Origin of the sequence: Bacillus cereus group sp. BfR-BA-01356, from assembly GCF_022663635.1 — a bacterium.
In the GTDB taxonomy this organism is placed as follows: Bacteria; Bacillota; Bacilli; order Bacillales; family Bacillaceae_G; genus Bacillus_A; species Bacillus_A cereus.
Window position 1 is genome coordinate 1 of sequence record NZ_JAKUFX010000099.1, and the last position, 22,013, is coordinate 22,013.

Consider the following 22,013-nt stretch of genomic DNA (forward strand, 5'->3'; position numbering starts at 1 on the left):
TTATCTAGAAATATCTTGAGACGTCCAAGTATTTTCTTTATTACTGGACTCTTATTAGAGAGTAAAACTAAGCCTGAGATAGGGCTTAAATATTAATATACGAGGGGTATATATAATGGAAATAACAAGTAAAACAGAATCTGTCGTTGTGAAATATGAAGGGCACGTTGCAACGGTTATGGTCAACCGCCCAGAGGTGTTAAATGCGTTAGATGAGCCGACCTTAAAAGAGTTATTACAAAAGTTGAAAGAAGTAGCGGAAAGTTCTGCGCATATCGTTGTGTTATGCGGGAACGGTCGTGGTTTTTCTGCGGGTGGGGATATTAAATCGATGCTTTCAAGTAATGATGAAAGTAAGTTTGATGGTATTATGAATACCATTTCTGAAGTTGTCGTGACATTATATACGATGCCAAAGCTTGTTATTAGTGCAATTCATGGACCAACTGCAGGTCTTGGATTAAGTATTGCGTTAACAGCTGATTATGTAATGGCGGATATATCATCTGTTATTGCAATGAACTTTATTGGAATCGCTTTAATTCCAGATGGAGGCGGTCATTTCTTCCTTCAAAAGCGTGTCGGTGAAAATATGACGAAGCAAATTATTTGGGAAGGTAAGAAATTATCAGCGACAGAAGCGCTTGATATCGGCTTAATTGATGAAGTAATCGGCGAAGATTTCCAAACGGCTGTGAAGCAGAAGATTAATGAATGGTCACAAAAACCGATTAAAGCAATGATTCAAACGAAGCAAATTTTGTGTGAAGTAAATCGCTCTAATTTAGAGCAAACATTGCAATTAGAAAAGCGTGGTCAATATGCAATGAGACAAACAGCGGATCATAAAGAAGGTATTGCCGCGTTTTTAGAGAAACGTTTACCAGCATTTAAAGGGGAATAAAGTGAAGTGTGGATTTTGTCCATTCCTCACTGATTATTAGCTCGTTAATTCGGGATAAAGGGGAGAAAGTGCTAACACATTTTAGTATAATTGTGTTAGCACTTTTTTTAGGAGTAATACATGAAGAAAATAATCGGTGTTATCACTATTATTTTGCTTACATATTCTGCTTTGCATAGTACACCATCTTTGGCAGTTCGGACTGCGTTATTTTTTGAGGGACATCCAAGTGTTGCATTTTCTGACGGGGTGACGAAAGAAAAAGATGTGAAAAAAGAAGCGATTCCAGATCAGTACCAAACTCTATATGGTAAGGAAGAAGACTTAGAGCACTATTTCTTTCCGCATGTAAGAGCACATGGATCAGAAATTGATATGTTAAGTGCATGCGTGAAGAAAAAATGGTTTTTCTATAAAGCAGAGCTCGGATGTTATTAAATATAGGAGGATGAATGATGTCAGCATATAACAAGTTAGTAAGAGATCGTGTTCCAGAGAAGATTTTAATGTCTGGAAAAACATATACAGCACAAAAATTAACAGGTCAAGCCTACATACAAGCTTTAGCGAAAATTGGAACGGAAGAAATTCGTGAATTTGCTTCTATGAAAGAACGCGAACATGCGCTAGATTCTCTTGCAGATGCGCTAGAGGTTATCATTTCATTAGCACGTGCAGAAGGTGCATCGATTGAAGATGTGGAACGCCTTCGTAAGCAAAAAGAGATAGAGCGCGGTGGATTTGAAAGAGGGATTTATTTATTAGATGTTTCAGAAGAATAGTTTTATAGGAAAAGCATAGCGTTAATGAGTAACGCTATGCTTTTTTGTTGCAATGAAGCTAATAATGAAGAAGATAGTTGTTAATATCCAGCCGATTGTAATAGAAGTAGTAGTATGAATGGCATAAGAGATTTGTAAACAAAATAATGATGCTAAAAACCAAATGAGTGCAATGTGTATATATTTTTTTGATATATTCATATTTCAGGACTCCTTTTGTATACTAAAAAGAATTTTACTACAATTTAGAAAATTAAGCTATATAAGTAGAGGTTTTCTGGCGAATTTTGTATACTGAATAGTAGAGAAAATGAGGAGGAAACGACAATGGCACATCATACGAAAGAAACGATGGAACTGATTAAGGAGCTTGTCTCTATTCCGAGTCCGTCTGGAAATACAGCAAAAATTATTAATTTCATTGAAAACTATGTCAGTGAGTGGAACGTAGAAACGAAACGTAATAATAAGGGAGCTCTTATTTTAACGGTAAAAGGGAAGAATGATGCGCAGCACCGCTTATTAACGGCACACGTTGATACGTTAGGTGCGATGGTGAAAGAAATTAAGCCTGATGGTCGCCTGAGTCTTTCTATGATTGGTGGATTTCGCTGGAACTCTGTAGAAGGAGAATATTGCGAAATTGAAACATCAAGTGGCAAGACATATACAGGAACGATTTTAATGCATCAAACATCTGTACATGTATATAAAGATGCAGGTGAAGCAAAACGCGATGAGAAAAATATTGAAGTTCGTATTGATGAGCGCGTATTTTCAGCTGATGAAGTACGCGAATTAGGAATTGAAGTAGGAGACTTCGTTTCATTTGATCCGCGTGTTCAAATTACAGAGAGTGGATACATAAAATCCCGTCATTTAGATGACAAAGTAAGTGTTGCGATTTTATTAAAATTAATTAAAAGATTACAAGATGAAAACGTAACATTACCATATACGACGCATTTCTTAATTTCTAATAATGAAGAGATTGGATACGGTGGTAATTCTAACATTCCTGAAGAAACTGTTGAATACTTAGCAGTTGATATGGGAGCGTTAGGTGATGGACAAGCATCTGATGAATATACAGTATCTATTTGTGCAAAAGACTCTAGCGGCCCGTATCATTACGCACTGCGTAAACATTTAGTAGAGATTGCGAAAACGAATCATATTGAATATAAAGTAGATATTTATCCATACTACGGATCTGATGCATCAGCTGCGATTCGCGCGGGATTTGATGTGAAACATGCTTTAATTGGAGCGGGTATTGATTCTTCTCACGCATTTGAACGTACACATGAAAGTTCTATTGCGCATACAGAAGCATTAGTGTATGCATATGTAATGTCTAATTTAATTGAAGAATAATTTCATAGATAATAGAGAGCTGATTAAAGATATTATTTTTAATCAGCTTTTTATTTGGCAAAGCGATTAGGAGACATGTTCTAATCGCTTTTTTATCCCGCTATTTGCCGAGTAGTAAGACCCCTACCTCAAAATTCAGCGAAAGCAAAAAAGTTAGATGGGGACCGGGCTGCCCGTAAAAGCCTGATTGGTGAGGGCTGATTAAAGTTTTTTTATATACATTCATTATAAGTTATATATATGCGATTTTTGTTATACGGCCGGAAACGTATTTACTATAGATATATAATGTTATACACTATGAAAGGAATTAATTAATAGTTAATATTTTTTAGTTAGCTTGATTAAAAAAATTGTATGAATATGAAGTTTTGAGAGGAGATTTATTTTTCATGAAGTACAAAGCAATAGCCGCAGGTTTATTAGCAGCAAATTTACTAGCACATCCAATTAGTAGTTTAGCAGAAACGAAGAAATTTCCTGATGTTTCAGATAGTGCGTGGTCAAAAGACGCAATTTATTATTTAGTAGAGAGAAATGTAATTAACGGTATGCCAGATGGTAACTTTATGCCATACGGAAATTTAACACGTGCCCAGGCAGCAAAGATTATCGCAACAGCAATTGGTGCTAAAGTAGATCCAAATGCAAAGCCGTCTTATAATGATGCAAAAAATAGTTGGGCAGCTTCATTTATTGCAGCCATGGAAAAAGAGAATATTATTAAGGGACGAGAACCAGGAGTATTTGATCCAGAAGGAAAAGTAACTCGTGCTGAAATGGCAGCTATGCTTGTAAGAGCATATAATCTGAAGAGCAAAGTAACAGGACCAGTTCCTACAAAATTTGCTGATTTAGAGAATCATTGGGGTAAAGAAGAAGTTAATATTTTAGTAGAATTAAAACTTTCTTTAGGTACAGAGAATGGCTGGAAACCGAATGATTCTATTACGCGTGAACAAGCAGCTCAGCTTACTGCGCAAACAGATAAATTTAGCAAGAATAGTGATCGTCCAGTAGAAACAAAGAAAATGTACATAGATAGAAAATTCATTACATATCACGCGCCATCATTAAGTTCTGGGATTAGTGCAAATCAGCATAATCCACAAATGGTTGAAATTAAAGAAGAACGAGATGGATGGATCAAAATTGCAACAAGTAACGGTGATAAATGGACACCTTTAGTAGAGAAAACAGAAGTTATTAATGAAGGATTCACTACTTATGCAGAAGCTTCTTCTTCGTCAAAAGTAATGGGAACACATAACGCACAGCAAGTAACTGTTATTGAAGAGAGCGGCAGTTGGATTCGTATCCGCATGGGCGCTGGTTTCCAATGGGTTAATAAAAATCAATTAAATCCAGTGAAGCAAGGTAACTTCTTAGAAGGAAAAGCGATTATCATTGATCCAGGTCATGGTGGAGCGGATTCAGGTAATCCAGGTTATTATGAGAAAGAAAGTGAAACTGTATTAGATGTATCACTACGATTACAGAAAATATTTGAGAAAAAGACACCATTTACTGTGTTATTCACTCGTACAGATGATACACGTCCAGGAACAAGTGCTTCTGATTCTTTAAAGAAACGTGTAGAATTTGCTCAAAAAAATAATGGGGATATTTTTGTAAGTATTCATGGTAATGGCACGGAAGAGAAAAATGGACAAGGTACAGAAACGTTCTACTATGAATCAGCGACAGCAAGAGGAACAAATCCTAACGTATCAGAAAGTCGTTTACTAGCAGAAAAAATTCAAGAGCGTCTTGTAGATGCACTGGGAACAAAAGATCGTGGTGTGAAAAAAGGCGATTTATACGTAATTAGAGAAAATACAATGCCAGCTGTATTAGCAGAATTAGCATTTGTAGATAATAAAAGTGATGCAGATAAAATAGCTACACCAGCGCAGAGACAAAGTGCAGCGGAAGCTATTTATCAAGGTATTTTAGATTACTATGAAGAAATGGGTAACAACGTGTCTTCTTTCCGTTAATAAATAATAAGAGATTGCCATTGGCAGTCTCTTTTATTTATTAACGTTTCTCTTTATTTCCGGCATATGATATCATTTAATTTTATATACAAAAGAAAAGTATTTGAGTAATTATAATCATAACAATTTTAAACGATAGAGGATGATAATAGATTGAATAATCATAGTAAAACACCTGCCTGTATATATACGTATGCATTTCGTGAGGAGGAGCGTGCTTTATGTTACTTGGAAATGCGCTCGTTCTTTGGAATGGAGTCCCACGTTAATATTTTAAAAAGTGATGTCAAAATTGACCCTAGTAGAAGTGCGTTTATGAAAGAGCGAATTGAAGTTATGTATGAAGGGGACGACTTAGAAAGCATTTTAAAACAAGTGGAACAAATTGATTTGGCGGGAGCGACATTTAAAGTTATCTTCGTTAAAATCAATGACCTCGTTGGGGAGAATAAAATTGAATATGGAGAAAGACGTCTTATTGAACGAGACCTTGGCATGCATATTGAAGGAGAAGCGGATGTTCGTAATCCAGAGCGTGTATTTGGGATTGTTCCTCTTGGAGGACGCTGGTACTTCGGGCACTATGTAGAAAGCGAACCAGTTTGGTATCATCACATAAAAAAACCGCATAGCTATTCGACATCACTTAGCACACGTGTTGCGAGATCAGTTGCAAATATCGCTGTACCAAATCCAGAGGGAGTACGAGCAATTGACCCGTGCTGCGGTATTGGAACAGTAGTAGTAGAAGCACTTTCTATGGGGATTAACATCGTTGGTAGAGATATAAATCCACTTGTAGTTCTTGGAACGAGAAAAAACATCGCACATTTCGGATTTGAAGGAACAGTAACAAAAGGACCAATCGAGGAAATTACTGAGAACTATGACGTTGCCATTATCGATATGCCGTATGACTTATTTACGCATGCCACACCAGAAGACCAGCTCTCCATTCTTTCAAGTGCGCGCCGCATCGCTAAAAAGGTAGTCGTTGTAACGATGGAGACAATGGACGACATGATCCATGAAGCAGGATTTGAAATTACAGATCGCTGTATTACAAGAAAAGGATCATTTACTAGACAAATTCATGTTTGTGAATAGAAAAAGGTCACCCGTTTGGGTGACCTTTTTCTATTGTAGTTTGATGTGTGATTGGTTGGTGGTGTAGATAGATGAATTAGCGGAATTTGTCGGTAAGTCGATATTCCATGGCAAATCGCCGATATATTGTGTTGAATCGCTAATATATTCCGAGAATCGTCGATATCGTTACATTAGAATGTTACTGTTCTTTTAATTTTTCTTGTTGTGCGATTAATAAATTGCGTAATATGTGTCCGCGGTAACTTTCTAGTTTTCGTCCTTCATGATAGCGCACACCTAATTTTTTTAGTTCAGCTACGTACCAGCCCTTTGTTCCGTAATACATGGGATCACTTCCTTTTTGCTTTTGAACAGTATATGTTGGGGGACGAAGTAACTTTACATTGAAAATAATAAGACTGGTTGTATCAAGGGGGCCCCCATAACATAGCCTCTGGACAGTGTATAAAAAAATAGACAGTAGTGTATGTTTTTCTGAAAAATGCATACAAATTTATAGCCTATGCGTTGGCATGATATTTGCAATGAAAAGAGTATCAACGTATAGGGGAGAGATCGAAATGAAGGTTAGTAAAATATATACAACGATTGATGCACACGTAGCTGGGGAGCCGCTTCGAATTATTACGGGCGGAGTGCCAGAAATAAAAGGGGAAACGCAGCTGGAAAGACGCGCATACTGTATGGAACATTTGGATTACCTTCGTGAAATTCTGATGTATGAACCGAGAGGGCATCACGGGATGTATGGTTGTATTATTACCCCGCCTGCAAGTGCTCACGCTGATTTTGGCGTATTATTTATGCACAATGAAGGCTGGAGTACGATGTGTGGTCACGGTATTATCGCTGTTATTACAGTTGGAATTGAAACAGGCATGTTTGAAGTAAAGGGGGAAAAACAAAAGTTCATTATTGATAGCCCAGCTGGGGAAGTTATTGCGTATGCAACATATAACGGGAGTGAAGTAGAATCTGTATCATTTGAAAATGTTCCTTCATTTGTATACAAAAAAGACGTTCCTATTAAAATAGATGACTATGAATTTCAAGTAGATATCGCGTTTGGCGGAGCATTTTACGCTGTTGTAGACTGTAAAGAATTTGGTTTGAAAGTTGATTTTAAAGACTTGACTGCTATTCAAACATGGGGCGGTAAAATTAAACATTATATAGAGAGCAAAATGGAAGTGAAGCATCCACTTGAAGAAGGATTAAAAGGGATATACGGCGTTATCTTTTCAGATGAACCGAAAGACAAAGGTGCTACGCTACGAAATGTAACGATTTTTGCTGATGGGCAAGTAGACCGTTCTCCTTGCGGTACAGGAACTTCAGCGAGAATCGCAACTCTTTTTGAAAAAGATGCTTTACAAAAGGGAGAAATTTTCTTCCATGAATGCATTACTGACGGGAAATTCGAGGGGGAAGTATTGTCGGTAACCGCAGTAGATACATATGAAGCTGTCGTTCCAAAAGTAACGGGGAATGCCTTTATTACAGGATTTCATCAGTTCGTTGTAGACCCGAGAGATGATTTGAATCGAGGATTTTTGTTAGGATAAGAGGAGGAGGTGGAAAGATATGCTAGTCATAAGCGCGAACGAACAACGAAACTTAGTAAATATGAACGAAGTCATTGAATACGCGGCGCTTGCTTTAAAAGAATTTTCCGCAGAAAGAACGATCACACCAATTCGAGGCTCATTGCCATTTGCGAACGAGAAAAATACGGCATTAATTATGCCTTCAGTAGCGGAAGGGCTTGAGGCGCTTGGAGTAAAAATAGTAACGGTAGTCCCGCAAAATAAACAGATAGGAAAGAAAACGATCAACGGGATTGTGATGCTATCAGACTTTCAAACGGGAGAACCGCTCGCACTTTTAGAAGGATCGTACTTAACGATGATCCGAACAGGCGCCTTATCAGGAGTAGCGACAAAATATTTAGCTCGTCATAACGCAAAAACTTTATGCATTATCGGCACGGGTGAACAAGCGAAAGGAATTGCCGAAGCAATATTTACGGTTAGAGATATCGAAAAAGTTATCTTATACAATCGCACAGAAGAAAAAGCGTATGCATTTGCGCAATATATACAAGAGAAATTTGGAAAACCAGCTTACGTTTACAGGGATCCAAATGAAGCAATACGTGAAGCAGACATTATCGTCACAACTACGAATGCATCCACACCAGTCTTCTCAGAAACAATACAAAAAGGCGTCCACGTAAACGCCGTCGGCTCATTCAGACCGAGCATGCAAGAACTACCATCTCACGCCATCACAAGCGCAAACAAAGTAGTAGTTGAATCAAAAGAAGCAGCACTAGACGAAACAGGAGACCTTCAAGTTCCGATAAAAGAAGGTTTATTCAAAGCAAACGCCATTCACGCTGAACTTGGTCAAATTATAAGCGGAGAAAAAGCTGGACGCGAAAATGATGAAGAGATTACTATTTTCAAATCAGTTGGTTTGGCGGTAGTAGATATTATCATTGCGAAGTATTTGTATGAGAAAGCGGTGGAGCAAGGGATGGGGAATAAGATTGAGTTTTGAGACTGCCTTTTGGTGGTCTTTTTTTCAATTCATCAAATGTTATGATAACCTCCTAAATGTGTTTTTTGTCTTTAATCCCATTCTACAGTTCCGAGTATATATAACAATCATTTTAGAGGGGTTTTCTGTAAGTTGATAGTTTTTTAACTCATTTTATGAGGCTACTTATTCGTGGTCTTTTTATTTTCTCCTCCGCATAAATATAGTTTATCGCAAGAATGCATTAATAGATTACAAACTTTCTACCTTTGCGAAAAAGTTTGACAATACATACCGGTAGTGGTAATTTAAAACCTATAAGAAAACTCGGTATTAATTCCGAGTTTTCTTATAGGTGTAAATAGTCGAGAGGGGTCGAAATATGAAGAAGAAGTTGTTTGTATTACCATTTGTCCTACTATTATTTATTGCATTAGCTGCTTGTTCAGGGGAAAAAGATTCGAAGCAAGCGGGCACTAGTAAATCAGGGACTCCGAAAGATGGAGGAACGTTAACGATTGGTGTTAGCGATAATCCAGATACGATGAATCCGCTTTATGCGAATGATCGTGTTTCATTAACTGTGCAGCAAGCTTTATATGCGCCGCTGTATCATATGGAAGACGGTAAGAAAAAGTTTGTTCTTGCTGAGAGCTTTACGCCTTCAGAAGATCAATTAACTTGGACACTGAAGTTAAAAGATAATTTGAAATGGCATGATGGTAAGAAAATTACATCAGACGATATAGCATTTACATTCCAATCTATTTTAGATGAGAAGCAAAATAGCTCAAGTCGTGAAAACTTTATTTTTAAAGGAAAGCCGCTTGAGGTGAAAAAGGTAGATGAGTTAACCACTCAATTCGTTTTACCACAAGTAAGCGCATCTTTCGAAGGTGTGATGAATGATTTCTTCCCAATTCCGAAACATGTATTTGAAGGGGAAGCAGATTTAGCGAAGAGTAAGAAAAACTTACAGCCTGTAGGATCAGGACCGTTTAAGTTTAAAGAGTATAAATCAGATGAGTACGTTGCATTAGATCGATTTGATGATTATGTAGGTGGGAAAGCTAAATTAGACTCTATCGTATACCGCGTTGTAAAAGACCGTAATACAGCAAATGTTTCACTGCAAAATGGTCAAATCAACATGAAAATGATTGAGCCGCAAGATTTTAAGAAACTAGATAGCACTGGGAACTTCTCAATGGTGACATTCCCTGAAGGTAGATTATTCTACTTATCTTATAACATGAATACAGATTTGATGAAGAAAAAAGAAGTGCGCCAAGCAATTGCGCATGCGTTAGATAAAAAAGAAATGATTAACTCAGCATTCGTTTCAGGTGAATTTGCAGAACCAGCAAATTCAATCTTAACGCCAGACGCTATGTATTATGCGAAAGATATTAAAGACTATAAGTATGATAAAAAAGAAGCGAAAGATTTATTAGCAAAAGCTGGCGTGAAAGATAACGAAAAAGTACGTGTGATGTATGTAACGAATAATAAAATCATGGAAAGCTTAGCGTTATATACACAACAAAAATTAAAAGAAGTTGGCTTAGAAGTTGAACTAAATGCATTAGATGCTAGTGCAGCAAGTGAAAAAGGCTTAGATAAAGAGAATAAAGAATATGACATTACATTTGGTGGTTACATAATGGGACCTGAGCCAGATTCATATAAGAGCTTATTCTTAAGTAATGCTGAATACAATTATGCACGATATAAAAACGCTGATTTCGATAAGTTATGGGAAGAAGCTGCAGTTGAAACAGATAAAACAAAACGCGCAGAGCTATACCATAAAATTCAAGAGACAGCTAGAGAAGACGTACCTTATCTACCAATCGCGTATCCGAAAGCAGTTATTGCAGTAGATAAAAAGTTTGATGGATTAAAAGAAGCGAAAGCAATTCCTGTCACAATGTTTGAAGATCTATCTAAGATTTATGAAGTGAAATAAGAAACAATAAAGAAGCTGGTGGAAATCAGCTTCTTTAGCTTGAGGGGGGAAGTTTGTGTATAAAGTAATTGCGAAGAGGCTTTTAAATGCAATTCCGCTTTTATTTGTTATTTCTATTATTTCTTTTCTATTAATAAAGCTAGCGCCGGGGGATCCCGTTCGAAACTTTGTAACGCCAAACATGAGTCCAATTGATGTGGAGCGTATTCGCAAAAGTTTAGGACTAGATCAACCAATTTACGTACAGTATTTTTTATGGTTAAAAAACATTTTAACAGGAAATTTTGGTTACTCACTTCAAAATCATCGTCCTGTTTTGGAACTTATCACAGAAAGATTACCTGCAACAATTGGGTTAATGGGATCATCTTTACTCGTCTCATTCGTAATCGCAATACCACTTGGACTATTTACAGGTGTGAAAAAGAATTCATTCTTTGACCGCATTGTAAACTTTATTTCATACGTTGGTATTTCTATGCCGGTTTTCTGGTTTGCACTACTATTAGTCTACTTATTCTCTTTAAAATTGAACCTACTTCCGAGTATGGGTATGCGCACCGTAGGTAAAGATTCTGTCTGGGATATTGTGCAACACGGCATTTTACCTTGTATGGTGTTAGCATTCCAAAACGTATCTGTTTATATGAGATATATTCGTTCAAGTACGATTCAGCAATTAGAAGAAGAATATGTACAAATTCAATATGCGTACGGCGCTTCAAAGAAAACGGTGTTATTTAATCACGTACTTCGAAATGTATTAATACCAATCATTACAATTTTCGGATTATCGATTCCAAGTTTAGTAGGCGGAGCGTTTATTACGGAAACAGTATTTTCATGGCCGGGTCTTGGTTCACTTGGAGTAAATGCTATTTTTAGATTTGATTATCCGATTATCATGGCAATTACATTACTATCATCATTCATGTTAATTCTCGGTAACTTAATTGCTGATATTTTATATGGCGTAGTAGATCCGCGCATTCGAATGAGGGGGTGATTTGGAATGAATAATAGGAGATTTCAAACGATAAAAAGTAGTTTTACGAAAAATAAGTTTGTACTAATGGGAGTTATAATACTTGCGATTTTAACGGTCGCATCAATTTTCGCATTCGTATCGCCGTACGATCCTAGCAAAATGTCGATTCCAGATCGCTTAAAAGAACCAAGTATGAGTCATCCTTTCGGAACGGATGATTACGGAAGGGATTACTTAACGAGAGCGTTATATGGCGGACGAGTTTCGCTTGCGGTCGGTTTCCTTGCGATGGTTGTTTCTATTACAATCGGTACTGCAGTTGGAACAATTAGCGGGTATTTTGGCGGAAAGTTAGACAACTTTTTAATGAGAGTTGTTGAAGTGCTTATGTCAATTCCATCATTCTTTTTAATGCTACTATTAAATGCGTATTTAAAACCAGGAATTACGACGTTAGTTCTTATTATCGGATTACTAACATGGATGGACACCGCCCGTATTGTAAGGGCAGAAACGTTATCTGTAAAAGAGCGTGAGTACGTTTTATACGCAAAAGTATCAGGACAAAAATCACTTATGATTATTGTAAGACATATCATTCCTAACATTTTATCAACCATTATTATCGCTGCGACATTAACAATTGCGACATCGATTTTAATGGAATCATCACTTAGTTTCTTAGGATTAGGTATTAGAGAACCAGATTCTTCTTGGGGCAGCATGCTAAACAATGCGCAAGGATATATTGGTGAAGCTTGGTATTTAACACTCTTCCCAGGATTCCTTATCCTTTTAACGGTACTTAGTTTTAACGTAATTGGTGAAGCATTGAAGAAAGCTTTCGCACCAAAAGGAGCCGGACATGAAAACTAAAGTGTTAAGTGAAAGGAGTGAGAAGCGTGTCTGAAAAACTACTAGAAGTGAAAAATTTAAAGACTTCTTTTTTCATAGAAAGTGGCGAAGTTGAAGCGGTTCGCGGCGTTACATTTCGCTTAAATAAAGGAGAAGTAGTCGGTATCGCTGGGGAATCTGGAAGCGGGAAGAGTGTAATGGCGAAGTCTGTTATGTCTCTCGTTACGTCACCAGGAAAAGTGAAAGAAGGGGAAATCCTTTTTCATAATGAAAACATACTTTCTAAATCTGAAAAAGAATTGCGTTCTATTAGAGGAAATCAAATTTCACTTATCTCTCAAGACCCAATGTCAGCGCTAAATCCGGTCGTGAAAATTGGAAAACAAATGACGGAAGTAATTATAAGGCATCAAAAAGTGAAAAAGAAAGAAGCAGAGCAGATCGCGATCAACTTGTTAAAACAAGTTGGCCTTTCGTCACCAGAAGAAAGGGTAAAACAATATCCGCATGAACTAAGCGGTGGTATGAAGCAGCGGGTTATGATCGCAATGGCGATGTCTTGTAATCCGGACCTTCTTATTGCTGACGAACCGACGACGGCACTTGATGTAACGATACAGGCGCAAATACTAGATTTAATGAAAAACTTAAAGAACGAAACAAATATGGCGTTACTTCTTATTACGCATGACTTAGGAATCGTCGCGCAAAACTGTACGCGCGTTATCGTTATGTACGGCGGGCTTATTATGGAAGAAGGACCTGTACTTGATATTTTCCAATCGCCGAATCATCCATATACGAAAGGGTTATTAAACTCTCTGCCAAAAATAGCGAACGGCGTAAAAGAAAGACTTGCTCCCATCCAAGGTGTAACGCCAAACTTATTAAACCCGCCACAAGGTTGCCCATTCGCAGAGCGTTGCCCGCATGCGATGGACATTTGTGAAAAAGAACGTCCGCCATATTTTGAAATCGGAAACGAAAGACGTTCCATGTGCTGGTTAAATGATAGGGCGGTAGGTGATTCACATGCATGAAGAAAACTTAATTGAAGTTCGGAACTTAAAAAAGTATTTTCCTATTAAAAAAGGACTATTTGGCAGGAAAACAGAGCAATTAAAAGCAGTCGATGACCTTAGCTTCACCATTAAAAAAGGTGAAACATTCGGATTAGTAGGAGAATCAGGTTGCGGAAAATCAACGACAGGAAGAAGCATCATTCGTTTACACGATGTCACTTCAGGTAACGTTTTATTCGACGGAAAAGATATCGCAAGTTTAAAGGAAAGTGAACTAAAAGAATATAGAAAACGAATGCAAATTATTTTCCAAGATCCATACGCATCATTAAACCCGGCAATGAACGTATTTCAAATTATTAGCGAACCGATGAACATTCACGGTTCCTACGAAAAAGAAGAGCAAAAAGAAATCATTTTAGACCTTCTGAAAAAGGTAGGCTTAAAAGAAGAACATTTATATCGCTACCCGCACGAATTTAGCGGGGGCCAGCGCCAGCGCATTAGCATCGCGCGCGCACTATCTGTAAAACCAGATTTTATCCTATGTGACGAACCAATCTCAGCACTTGATGTCTCAGTCCAAGCACAAGTCGTAAACATGCTGCAAGACATCCAAGAAGAAACAGGCGTCACATATTTATTCATCGCACATGACCTATCCATGGTAAGACACATATCAGACCGAATCGGAGTCATGTACTTAGGAAACATAGTAGAAATTGCCGATAGTGAAGACCTATACGCAAAACCGGCACATCCATACACACAAGCACTACTCTCATCCATGCCAGAACCAGATCCAACAAACACTGGTAAAGAACGGATTATCCTAGAGGGAGAAGTACCAAGCCCGCTCAACTCACCATCCGGCTGCAAATTCAGAACGCGCTGCAAATTCGCCACTGAAAAATGCGCACAGGAAGTACCGAAGATGGTTGAGATTGCGAAGGGGCATGAAGTGGCTTGTCATTTGTTTTAGGGGGAGAGCACTAGGGGGGACCTGGTGCTTTTTTGTTTTGTGTTGGGGTGTGGGATTGGTTGTTAGTTTAGGAGATAACGCGCTCGAAATTTGTCGGTAAATCGATATGTTGTGTCGAAACGTTGATATATTCGGAGTTACGATCGATATAATTGAATAATCGTTGATATATTTTTGTAAAGAGTGGGATTAGTTGTAGATTAATGTAGAAATTTAATGTTTTCGGAAAAAAGAATTGACTTCTATATTAGTTGTAACTAAAATAGTTGCATAAAGATGTAATTGATTTAGTTACAACTAATATCTGCTAAAAATATGATTTATATATTTAATTAAGGATGGTAGTTCATACGTTGCCACCCGGTGTAGAAAGTTACTAACACATTCAAATCGATGCATATTCTAAGCTTTAGTATTTTCTGTTACGGGGCAATAAGGTGCAACGTTATCTTTTGTTAAAAACCTTGGTGGATCTTTCTTTGGAAATATTAGTTTTGGGGAAATATAGTAAGGTATCTAAAAAAGAACAAGGTATAAAAAGATGTACTTATATAAACCAAAAATTTAGTTGAGCTGGATAATAAAAAAAAGGTAGGAGATTTAAATGGAGACGAAACAAGATAATCTTATTTACGTATGGGATGCATATTGTGGATGGTGCTATGGTTTTTCAGAAAGTATTAAAGGATTTTACAAAAACCACACTGAAGTGCCATTAACGGTTTTATGTGGAGGGTTATTTTTGGATAATTTACCAATGAAACACTTCTCATATATAGAAGAAGGAAATAAAAGAATTAATCAACTTACAGGTGCTGAATTTGGTCCTTCCTATCAAAAATTGGTGGAGGAAGGGACTTTTAAAATGAATTCGAAAGATGCTGCAATTGGTTTTTCAGCTTTACGCTCATTAGCGCCAGACCGTTTATTAGAATTCACTTCGGCTATGCAAAAAGCGTTTTATTATGAGGGCCAAAGTCTGAGTGATCCTGAAACATATCGTAAAATTGCAATCGAGCATGGTTTGGACCCTGAACAAGTATTAGAACGTTTAAACGCTCAAGAAACAATAATAGATGTCCAAAATGATTTTAATAAAGTTCGACAGCTTGGTGTTAATAGCTATCCTTCCTTACTTTTACAAAAGGATAATCAAATTATTCCTATTGGTGGTGGCGTAATGACACCGGATAAAATTGAAGCGCGTTTTAAAAATTTATATTAAGAAAATTTAGGATATAGTAGCAAACACGTTATCTTAGGCCACCTGACATTGATCTCCGGAATATTCGCTAGTACTATTACACTTTCAGATAAATGGGAGTGGGAGATTTTATCCCGCTTTAACGGGCAGTAAGACCCCCACCTCAAAATTCAGTGGAAGCAAAGAAGTTAGGTGGGGGATCAACTGTCCGTAAAAGTCCGATTGGTGTGGGCTAATAATCAGTGGGGGATGAACAAAACCCCCACTGATTAAAGTTTCACTTTATCGGAACAAGATAAAAATATGATAATTAGTTAATAACTTTAACAAAAGGAGAATAACATACTATGTTTAAAACAATCGATACAAATCAAAAAGATGTGAAATTAACGGTGTTTAGTTCGGACGAAAAAAGCTTTATGGTCACAGCAACATTAGTTGAGAAAGCAGGACATGCATTTTTAATAAATTCAAAATTTACTCAATCTGATTCGAAAGGAATTGTTGAGTATTTGAAAAAAAATAACTTATCTTTAGATAAAATCTTTATTATTCATGGGGATCCAGACTACTACTTTGGATTAGAGAGCATTAAAGCCGTTTACCCAGAAGCTATAGCGTATGCAACAGAGTCTACTGTTGAACATATCGTTCATTCTGTCTTAGGGAAATTAAAAGTTTGGAAAGACGCCCTTGGAGAAAATGCACCAAGTAACGTGGTATTACCTCAAGTGTTTAAAGAAAAAGCGATTGATTTTCAGGGGTTAACATTTGAACTAGTAGGCTTAGATCATTACAGAACTAGCCTATTTAATAAAGAACTAAAAGTATTAATTGGTGGTATTGATGTTTTTAACGAAATACATGTATTCTTAGCGGATACTAGCTCAAAAGCGGCTATGGAGGCGTGGATTGAGAACTTGAAAGTATTACAAGCATTACATGCTGACATAATTGTACCTAGCCATGGATCAATCGAAAAATCCCTAAATAATCAAGCACTTACTGCGACAATGGATTATCTAAGAACTGCGGTTCAAGCTTCTGAGGAAAGTGGAACTTCAAAAGATTTTGTGGCAAAACTTGAAGCAGCATATCCAGGCTATGCAAATAAAGGTGTATTAGAATTAAGTGCAAAAGTTGTAACAAAAGAAATGCCTTGGGGTTAATGATATGAATAAATATCAAAAGCTATTACATGAAACGTATGTGTTAACTGGCGAAGGGAAATTGGATGCGTTCAAAACGTATTTAAGTGAAAATGTATCTTGGACAGAAGCTGCTGGGTTTCCATATGCAGGTACTTATATAGGTCCAGATGAAGTAGTGAAAAACGTACATGAACGTCTTGGCACAGAATGGGATGACTATAGCGCTAAAGATGAAATCTATGCTTTTAATAACAATACTGTTATCGTGTATGGAAAATATAGTGGGACATATAAAGCTACAGGGAAATCGTTCATAGCAGATTTTTGTCACCTTTATAAGTTTGATGAGAACGATAAGGTTAAGAAGTTTATTCAAATTGTGGACAGTGCAACTGTTAATGAGGTATTAAGTTAGAATGAATCGTTTTTAATATGCGTTGTATAGGGGGAGGTTAGGATAAATGAAATTCCTAACATTACCCCTGACATTACATTTTGGGGAAGGTTTCTCCTTCTTCAAGCTTTTTATAGAAGAGAACTTATTTAAGTAGAAGAGGTAGGTATATATGAAATTAGAGAAAAGTTTAATAGTAATAATTATTTCTGTGTTTATTTTAGGAATTGTATCGACTTTGATATTTCAAGCTTCCACCGGTAATAACAAAGGTAACTCAATAAAGAGCGAAAATGTTGCTTCTGTATCAAAAGAAGTGAAAGAAAATGAAAAGAATAAAAAGATGGTAGTTGATTTCTATAATGAAGTTTTTAACAAACATAATATCGATATTATCCCTAAATATGTTAGCGAAGATTATAAGCAACATAATCCTTTTGTTGCTGATGGACGAAAAGCCTTCATGGATTTCTTTAAGGAGGATTTTGTTAAAAATCCTAATTCCTCTGCAGAGATTAAACGTGTAGTAGCTGAAGGGGATACAGTTGCTCTTCATGTACATTCTCGTACTAATTCTCAAGATAAGGGAGTTGCTATAGTGGATATATTTCGTATCAAGGATGGAAAGATTGTCGAACACTGGGATGTAATTCAAGAGATTCCAAGTGAAGCAGCTAATGATAATACGATGTTTTAGATAGAAGATATATTTAATAATTGTTTAATTGAGAGTGCTTTGTAGAATTTAGATAAGTAAAGGAGATGTCCTAGTACTATGCCTGGGACATCTCCTTTTTGTTTTAACGATATTTAATTTATTGTTATTTGTATTTTTTATGTACTACTATTCAAGTACATATCATTTCAGGCGGTTTTCTTTTATCCCGCATTAACGGGCAGTAAGATCCCCACCTCAAAATTCAGCGAAAGCAAAGAAATTAGGTGGGGGCGGGCTGCCCGTAAAAGCCCAATTGGTGAGGGCAAAGTTTCACTTTATGCTTCTATATTTTCCCTCTTCTACACCAGCAAAAGCAAATCAGATAAAAATGTAGGGCTTAAGTAACTAAAATAAAGAAAAAGCCATACAAGTAGTATGACTTTCTTTGCGGAACAATTAAGCTTGTGGTGCAGGCGGTCTTCCATGATCGTAAGTAGGTGCACCAGTATCACCATCAGCTATACCCCAAGGCTCCCCGTGTGTGTAAGATGAAGACCACCCTTCTCCATGTGTATATTCTGGAGAAGTACCGATATGCCCATCACTAAATGCTAAATCAGGTCTTTGTGGTGCAGGTGTGTCACCTTTGTTTAATGCCGAAAATTCTAAGTTGTTACTTATACCAAAAGTCATAATTCCAGCTAACGTTAAACCTGCTATTGTTAATCCAAACTTTTTCATTACTTTAACGCCCCTTTAGCTAATAGTTTTTTCTTTGCTTCATTACTCATATAAAAATATTTACTAGCCTTCACATGATGTTCCTCTGCATAAAATTTATTCGCTAATCGTTCTGCATATTCTTCAATGCAATCCCATAACTCTTCTTTTTTAAAGTATGAAACTCCTGCTAATACAACAGCTTCTAATTCTGTAGTGTTAGACGTGTTGTTCAATTTTTCTAAGATTTTAAAGCGATATTGATATTCTTTATTTGCTAATTCATTGCAAATGTTTAAGCCTTTTTCGATGAGTTGAGATGCTATTGCCGTTTCGCCTAATTTTAAATTTTCATCTGCTTGTAAATATAGGGCTTTAAAGTGATTTGGTATATTTTCTGTAACCTCTGATAAGTGACGAATTGCTAAAGAGGATAGATTTTGATTTGCATATAATAGTCCGATGTTATTTCTAACACGTAGTAACAATGTTCTTTCATTTTTACTTTTTAGAATATCTATGGCAGTGTTAAAACTTTCTTCGGCTTGTTCAAATTGCCTTAAATCTATACAAGCTAATCCAAAAACATTGTCACATAATGCTACATTAATTTTATAGCCTGTGTGTTTAGAGAAAATATCTTTAGCTATTCGTATGTAATCAATAGCTAAAAGCGGTTTATAGATTTGATAATAAAATGAAGCTAAACGGTAATTAAATTCAGCTTCTTCTACTTCATTCATTGCGTACATTAAAAGTTTTTTCGCCTTCTCAAAATATACTTTTGCTTCATTATAGTCTGCAAGAATTGTGCTGTGAATAGCTTTGAAGAAGTGATAATAATAGGATAAAAAACTACTATCAGGTATATCAAAGGAGTTAATTTCATTAAAGCTATCTTTTGTAATGTTAAATCCATCGGTTAGTACTTTATATCTAAAGTCTAATAATGAATAGTATAATAATAAATTTTTATCTTCTTTTATACTGGAAAGCTTATCTTCAACTTCTTGTTTTAAGTTTGTTGCTTGTACATTTTGATGTTGTAGTATAGCTTGATACCAGTCATTAAATAATTTTGAAATCTGTTCATTACCCTTCACTGGAACACGCATATAATCCCTTCCTTTTCTGAATAGTCTTACATTAAATGATAGCAAGAATAGAATATAATGGAAATTGAAATTTAGTATTTCTCAACATTTGTTTAACAATTTTATTTTCAATTATATAACTAATCGTATTCATTCTAACTGTTTAGTAAATTCAAATATTTGGTACAGTGAAATAATTCTACACGGTACAATTTTTTTATAAATGCTATGAATGCCGTTAAAGAAAAAGCAAAGAAAGACTTCCAAGATGATTACATGACACAGAATTACGTAGCAGATGAACAATCTAAGGTATTTGATTATATAAATGGTATTGAACTCAAATCCCAGGAAGAACTAAACGTTATGAAGAAAGTGATCAACGACTTCCCTAATGACTTCATGACTACTGAATATGTTTATAACAGATAAAAGCTATGAACAAGCAGTAATAAGATATTATGCTTTTCATTTTTTCGCAAACAAAATATGGATAAATACGTTAAAATAATATTCGGATGGGAGTCCAATACATATTATTAAAATTAAAGTGGTTCAAGTCGGAGAAAGGCCCCTTTTGGTGTCTTTCTTTTGTGTTTATAACTTTTTTTAGAAATTATTTGAAATATTATACAGTTAATTATATTATTATGTGTGTATGATTTCTGGTTTTAAAAATTACAAAAATTAATAGGGGGGAAACAATAATGAAGTTAGGAAAATTAGCATTAATTGGGGCGTTAACTTTTAGCGGTTTTACTGCAATAGAAATGAGTAAGCCTACCTCACAAGCAGCTGCAGCTTACTCAGATCCACTTAATGATGATTGGGGATTTAAAACCATTGTGGATTTACAAAATTCAGAGGAAAGTACATATCAACCAGATTGGAAGATTGGGAATTTAATAACTGGTGATACATTTTACTTAGCGCAACACTTTGGTAGAGAACATTTTGGTGCGCAAATGAAAATTTTTAAAATCCACACAAATGGTATCCTAGAACGATTCCAAACAATAGAACCAGAATTTATTCCTGGAACAGAAATTTGGCAAACCCCTATCACAGATAGCTATACAAGTGGTACTTATGTAGCTGCAATTAAATATCGTGGTGAATTCACGTATTCAAATCAATTTACAATCAATTAGGGATGTAATAAATTGAAAAAAGACTCACTTGGGTTTCTTTTCTTCTGTACATTATATCTATTACGTGCTCATTTATTTTTTACGAAACCCACCCTTTTGCTTTGGACGGCGACGAGGAGTGGGTTTTTTGTTATCTTTTTCTAAAATTTGTTTCCTAAAAACATACGCAGAAACTTCACGTACAATGGCTTTCACAAATTCTTTTAGAAGCTCAAACAAAAACTCCATAGGTATATCACCCCCTTTCCTTCCAAATGGAAAGAAGGGATAACCAATCACACTCACAATATACAGTTAATCCTATTTTATTATACTAGTACAATCTCACCAATATAAAAAAGGACCACCATTACTGGCAGTCCTTTTTTGGTAGTTTTAGAAATTAAATTATAACATATTAATATACAAATTAAAAATATACCTTTACAAAAGATACTATAAGTTTTTTATAATTCTTGATTTCTCAATTTTCATTGCATGATGAATTTTTCTATAAGTATTAACAACTAACATTAAAATTATCAATCCACTAAATTATTAGAAAAAACTGGTTATCTATATAATCATTTGGTAAAATATAGATATAATTTAAGAGGGTAAAGTTAATATAGACCAACTAAGTAATGCTAAGAAAATATTTTATTGCATAAAAAAAGGCTCCATTGCTGGAGCACTCAAAATAAACAAACGAATTAAAACAAGAAACAGACAATTTAACTATATAGATAAAACATGAATAAATCTATATATATGTAAAGATGCATATAAAAACTCTATTTATTGATGCTATAATAGGTTTACTCGATGATTGTTATATTTTTTTATGGTTTTTAAGCAATAAATACCTTCTTAACACCAATTGTACAAGTAAAAGAAGACATCTTAAGCGATGTCTTCTTTTCTTATATAATAACAACACAATAAAATTAAGATGGTTCAAGTGGGAGGAAGGCACCTTTGGGTGTTTTTTCTTTGTCGAATTTGCCTAATAGGGGCAGCACCACATCACTATCAAGCTAAGATTATACAATATCAAGTATAGTAGAGATTATTTCTTTTTTCTAAAAGCCAGGCTTAGAAAATTTAAAGGTTTGCATGCGAAATAAACCCT

At 35.8% G+C, this 22,013-nt stretch carries 23 protein-coding genes and 1 pseudogene; 19 read left to right on the forward strand and 5 right to left on the reverse strand.

Annotated elements, in window-relative coordinates; all coding sequences use genetic code 11:
• The first annotated feature begins 115 nt into the window (after window positions 1-115).
• The 3 genes from MR168_RS24575 to MR168_RS24585 all read left to right on the forward strand — a co-directional run bounded on the left by MR168_RS24575 (window position 116) and on the right by MR168_RS24585 (window position 1,686).
• On the forward strand, window positions 116-904 hold the full coding sequence (locus tag MR168_RS24575; RefSeq protein WP_000406892.1) for an enoyl-CoA hydratase: 789 nt from the start codon (window positions 116-118) through the stop codon (window positions 902-904).
• A gap of 120 nt (window positions 905-1,024) precedes the next feature.
• Window positions 1,025-1,342: a hypothetical protein gene (locus tag MR168_RS24580; protein ID WP_006919759.1), complete on the forward strand. Its 318-nt coding sequence runs from the start codon at window positions 1,025-1,027 to the stop codon at window positions 1,340-1,342.
• Window positions 1,343-1,359: 17 nt separating this feature from the next.
• Window positions 1,360-1,686 carry a nucleoside triphosphate pyrophosphohydrolase gene (locus MR168_RS24585; protein WP_001277350.1) on the forward strand — a complete coding sequence of 109 codons (327 nt, stop codon included), beginning with the start codon at window positions 1,360-1,362 and terminating at the stop codon, window positions 1,684-1,686.
• Window positions 1,687-1,707: 21 nt separating this feature from the next.
• Here the strand turns inward: MR168_RS24585 and MR168_RS24590 are convergent, their stop codons facing one another.
• Window positions 1,708-1,887: a hypothetical protein gene (locus MR168_RS24590; protein WP_006919761.1), complete on the reverse strand. Its 180-nt coding sequence runs from the start codon at window positions 1,885-1,887 to the stop codon at window positions 1,708-1,710.
• A gap of 126 nt (window positions 1,888-2,013) precedes the next feature.
• On the opposite strand from MR168_RS24590, the gene MR168_RS24595 reads away from it, so the two are divergent.
• The 3 genes from MR168_RS24595 to MR168_RS24605 all read left to right on the forward strand — a co-directional run bounded on the left by MR168_RS24595 (window position 2,014) and on the right by MR168_RS24605 (window position 6,170).
• On the forward strand, window positions 2,014-3,063 hold the full coding sequence (locus MR168_RS24595) for a M42 family metallopeptidase (protein ID WP_086411651.1): 1,050 nt from the start codon (window positions 2,014-2,016) through the stop codon (window positions 3,061-3,063).
• Window positions 3,064-3,455: 392 nt separating this feature from the next.
• Window positions 3,456-5,063 (forward strand): N-acetylmuramoyl-L-alanine amidase, encoded by a 1,608-nt coding sequence (locus MR168_RS24600; RefSeq protein WP_006919767.1) that lies wholly within the window; start codon window positions 3,456-3,458, stop codon window positions 5,061-5,063.
• A 153-nt stretch (window positions 5,064-5,216) separates the two neighbouring features.
• Window positions 5,217-6,170 carry a TRM11 family SAM-dependent methyltransferase gene (locus MR168_RS24605; protein ID WP_242291564.1) on the forward strand — a complete coding sequence of 318 codons (954 nt, stop codon included), beginning with the start codon at window positions 5,217-5,219 and terminating at the stop codon, window positions 6,168-6,170.
• 181 nt (window positions 6,171-6,351) lie between these two features.
• Here MR168_RS24605 and MR168_RS24610 read toward each other — a convergent pair whose 3' ends face one another.
• Complete coding sequence (locus MR168_RS24610; RefSeq protein WP_115609907.1) at window positions 6,352-6,627, reverse strand: YflJ family protein; 276 nt, start codon at window positions 6,625-6,627, stop codon at window positions 6,352-6,354.
• Window positions 6,628-6,733: 106 nt separating this feature from the next.
• On the opposite strand from MR168_RS24610, the gene MR168_RS24615 reads away from it, so the two are divergent.
• From MR168_RS24615 to MR168_RS24665, 11 genes are all read left to right on the forward strand, one after another.
• A complete protein-coding gene (locus MR168_RS24615) occupies window positions 6,734-7,738 on the forward strand; it encodes a proline racemase family protein (RefSeq protein WP_242291565.1) in 1,005 nt (334 codons plus the stop codon).
• Between the two features lie 19 nt (window positions 7,739-7,757).
• On the forward strand, window positions 7,758-8,735 hold the full coding sequence (locus MR168_RS24620) for an ornithine cyclodeaminase family protein (RefSeq protein WP_006919771.1): 978 nt from the start codon (window positions 7,758-7,760) through the stop codon (window positions 8,733-8,735).
• A 361-nt stretch (window positions 8,736-9,096) separates the two neighbouring features.
• Window positions 9,097-10,683, forward strand: a complete 1,587-nt coding sequence (locus MR168_RS24625) for an ABC transporter substrate-binding protein (protein ID WP_006919772.1) — start codon at window positions 9,097-9,099, stop codon at window positions 10,681-10,683.
• Between the two features lie 55 nt (window positions 10,684-10,738).
• Window positions 10,739-11,689: an ABC transporter permease gene (locus MR168_RS24630; protein ID WP_000278778.1), complete on the forward strand. Its 951-nt coding sequence runs from the start codon at window positions 10,739-10,741 to the stop codon at window positions 11,687-11,689.
• 6 nt (window positions 11,690-11,695) lie between these two features.
• Window positions 11,696-12,547: an ABC transporter permease gene (locus tag MR168_RS24635; protein ID WP_086411652.1), complete on the forward strand. Its 852-nt coding sequence runs from the start codon at window positions 11,696-11,698 to the stop codon at window positions 12,545-12,547.
• Window positions 12,548-12,573: 26 nt separating this feature from the next.
• Complete coding sequence (locus tag MR168_RS24640; protein WP_086411653.1) at window positions 12,574-13,566, forward strand: ABC transporter ATP-binding protein; 993 nt, start codon at window positions 12,574-12,576, stop codon at window positions 13,564-13,566.
• The gene (locus MR168_RS24645) at window positions 13,559-14,530 is read left to right on the forward strand and encodes an ABC transporter ATP-binding protein (protein ID WP_006919776.1); all 972 of its coding nucleotides are present in this window, start codon (window positions 13,559-13,561) and stop codon (window positions 14,528-14,530) included. The genes MR168_RS24640 and MR168_RS24645 overlap by 8 nt, the downstream gene beginning before the upstream one ends.
• Window positions 14,531-15,134: 604 nt before the next feature.
• A complete protein-coding gene (locus MR168_RS24650) occupies window positions 15,135-15,755 on the forward strand; it encodes a DsbA family protein (RefSeq protein WP_000448615.1) in 621 nt (206 codons plus the stop codon).
• A gap of 326 nt (window positions 15,756-16,081) precedes the next feature.
• A complete protein-coding gene (locus tag MR168_RS24655) occupies window positions 16,082-16,903 on the forward strand; it encodes an MBL fold hydrolase (RefSeq protein ID WP_006919777.1) in 822 nt (273 codons plus the stop codon).
• Between the two features lie 4 nt (window positions 16,904-16,907).
• Window positions 16,908-17,300: a nuclear transport factor 2 family protein gene (locus MR168_RS24660; protein WP_001046359.1), complete on the forward strand. Its 393-nt coding sequence runs from the start codon at window positions 16,908-16,910 to the stop codon at window positions 17,298-17,300.
• Between the two features lie 151 nt (window positions 17,301-17,451).
• On the forward strand, window positions 17,452-17,976 hold the full coding sequence (locus MR168_RS24665) for a nuclear transport factor 2 family protein (RefSeq protein ID WP_000764219.1): 525 nt from the start codon (window positions 17,452-17,454) through the stop codon (window positions 17,974-17,976).
• A gap of 417 nt (window positions 17,977-18,393) precedes the next feature.
• Here MR168_RS24665 and MR168_RS24670 read toward each other — a convergent pair whose 3' ends face one another.
• Complete coding sequence (locus MR168_RS24670; protein ID WP_016121979.1) at window positions 18,394-18,678, reverse strand: hypothetical protein; 285 nt, start codon at window positions 18,676-18,678, stop codon at window positions 18,394-18,396.
• On the reverse strand, window positions 18,678-19,772 hold the full coding sequence (locus MR168_RS24675) for a response regulator aspartate phosphatase (RefSeq protein ID WP_016121980.1): 1,095 nt from the start codon (window positions 19,770-19,772) through the stop codon (window positions 18,678-18,680). The genes MR168_RS24670 and MR168_RS24675 overlap by 1 nt, the downstream gene beginning before the upstream one ends.
• 204 nt (window positions 19,773-19,976) lie before the next feature.
• On the opposite strand from MR168_RS24675, the pseudogene MR168_RS24680 reads away from it, so the two are divergent.
• Window positions 19,977-20,203 (forward strand): annotated as a pseudogene (locus MR168_RS24680) (hypothetical protein); the annotation flags it as partial.
• A 255-nt stretch (window positions 20,204-20,458) separates the two neighbouring features.
• The gene (locus MR168_RS24685) at window positions 20,459-20,902 is read left to right on the forward strand and encodes a DUF5065 family protein (RefSeq protein ID WP_016121981.1); all 444 of its coding nucleotides are present in this window, start codon (window positions 20,459-20,461) and stop codon (window positions 20,900-20,902) included.
• 72 nt (window positions 20,903-20,974) lie between these two features.
• Here the strand turns inward: MR168_RS24685 and MR168_RS24690 are convergent, their stop codons facing one another.
• Complete coding sequence (locus MR168_RS24690; protein ID WP_000394762.1) at window positions 20,975-21,130, reverse strand: hypothetical protein; 156 nt, start codon at window positions 21,128-21,130, stop codon at window positions 20,975-20,977.
• Window positions 21,131-22,013: the final 883 nt, after the last annotated feature.